The organism is Streptomyces aureus, from assembly GCF_001418135.1.
GTDB classification, from domain to species: domain Bacteria; phylum Actinomycetota; class Actinomycetes; order Streptomycetales; family Streptomycetaceae; genus Streptomyces; species Streptomyces aureus_A.
Genome location: NZ_LIPQ01000060.1, coordinates 1 through 1,549, shown reverse-complemented (window position 1 = coordinate 1,549; position 1,549 = coordinate 1). Strand labels below are relative to the sequence as shown.

Annotated in this window: 3 protein-coding genes; 1 reads left to right on the top strand and 2 read right to left on the bottom strand. The window is 72.4% G+C overall.

The features are described from left to right. Positions 1-51: 51 nt before the first annotated feature. Together AOK00_RS06615 and AOK00_RS06610 are read right to left on the bottom strand one after the other, a co-directional pair. Positions 52-591 (bottom strand): hypothetical protein, encoded by a 540-nt coding sequence (locus AOK00_RS06615; RefSeq protein WP_055599373.1) that lies wholly within the window; start codon positions 589-591, stop codon positions 52-54. A gap of 35 nt (positions 592-626) precedes the next feature. Continuing rightward, positions 627-917, bottom strand: coding sequence for an SH3 domain-containing protein (locus AOK00_RS06610; protein WP_055599372.1), 291 nt, complete (start codon positions 915-917; stop codon positions 627-629). 157 nt (positions 918-1,074) lie between these two features. Here AOK00_RS06610 and AOK00_RS06605 point away from each other — a divergent pair. Then, positions 1,075-1,549: serine/threonine-protein kinase (locus tag AOK00_RS06605; protein ID WP_159041691.1), on the top strand; the 475-nt coding region annotated here is incomplete at its 3' end.

The following is a 1,549-nucleotide window of genomic DNA, read 5'->3' as shown; positions in this document are numbered from 1 at the left end:
CCGGCGTCGGCCCCCGCGAGAAGGGATCTCGCGGGGGCCGACGCCGGCTGACTATGTGCGCTTGGGCTTCTTGCGGGCGGCCGGGTTGCCCGTACGGGTGCCCCGGCGCTTCTCGTACTGCGCGCGGGCCGTGTCGTACTCGGCGCGGCGGAGCTTCTCGCCCGGGGCCTCGACGAAGCAGCGGGCGCAGTAGGCGAGGAGCGAGCCGATGAAGCCGATCGCCTTCAGGCTGCGCAGGGACTCCTCGCGGGCGGGGTCGGCGGGCCTGCGGACGAAGCCCTCCCAGGTCTTGCGGAAGGCGATGGCGCTGCAGACCGCGAACATGAGGACGACCAGCATGTTGACGATGCCGCCGACGTCCGCGATCTGCAGTCCCTCGTACGCGAAGCGCAGCACGAAGCAGGCCGCGGCGGCGGCGGCCAGCGAGCCGACGGCCAGGCCGATGCGGCGCAGGGTGTAGTTGCCGCTGTGGTCGACCCAGGTCGTGCCGAAGAAACGGATCTCTTCGGGCTGAGGCCCGGCAGGAGTCCCGCCGGTCGGGCCGCCGGCCGGGCCACCGGTGGTGCGGGGGGTCTGCTCGTCGTCGCTCACGATGTCGATTATCCCCGGGGCGACGGAGGAGGGCCTCAGGCGCAGCGCGGTGCGACGAACCCGTCGCTGCCCGTGCGGACGTACGCGTCGGAGATGTACTCGCCCGGCGCGATGTTGTCCCAGATCCTCGTGGTGCCGTACGGGCCGCTGATCCACTCGCCGTACTTCTGGCAGGAGATCGCCACCGTGGCGCCGAGCGGCAGCGCCCGGACGATCGGGTACTGGGTGCTCGGGCCCGAGCGCACATTGACCCGGTAGCCGGGTGCGACCGCGTAGCGGGTGTCCGTGGTCGCCATCGTGGTTGTCTCGTTCTCGTCCGTGCTCATGGTGTCCTCCCCCTTGGCGCAAAAGCGCTCCGCCGAGTTTCACTCTCCGCGACGCGCAGGCTAGCAAGCCCCACCGACTTCGTGGGGCCCATGGACTAGGCTCCGTCGGGTTCGCGCGGGTGCGCGCGAGTCACGGGGAACCACACGGGGGTGGGCGATGCCGCCGTTGCGCGATACCGGTGCCGACCGGAATGCGGAGCAGCCCGAGTACGCGGGCGACTACCGCCTCCAGGCATGTCTGGGTGCCGGCGGCATGGGCGTCGTGCACCTCGCGGCCTCCGCCTCGGGGCTGCGGCTCGCGGTCAAGGTCGTGCACGCACGGTATGCGGAGGACCCCGAGTTCAGAGCGCGTTTCCGCCAGGAGGTCGCGGCCGCCCGCCGGGTCAGCGGGGCCTTCACCGCGCCGGTCGTCGACGCCGACCCCGATGCCGTACGCCCCTGGATGGCCACCCTCTACGTCCCCGGGCCCACCCTCGCCGACCAGGTGAAGCGGAACGGCCCGCTGGCCCCGGCCGAACTGCGCCGGCTCACCGCCGGGCTCGCCGAGGCGCTGCGCGACATCCACCGCGCCGGTGTCGTCCACCGCGACCTCAAGCCCAGCAACGTCCTGCTCACCGACACCGGCGCGGTGG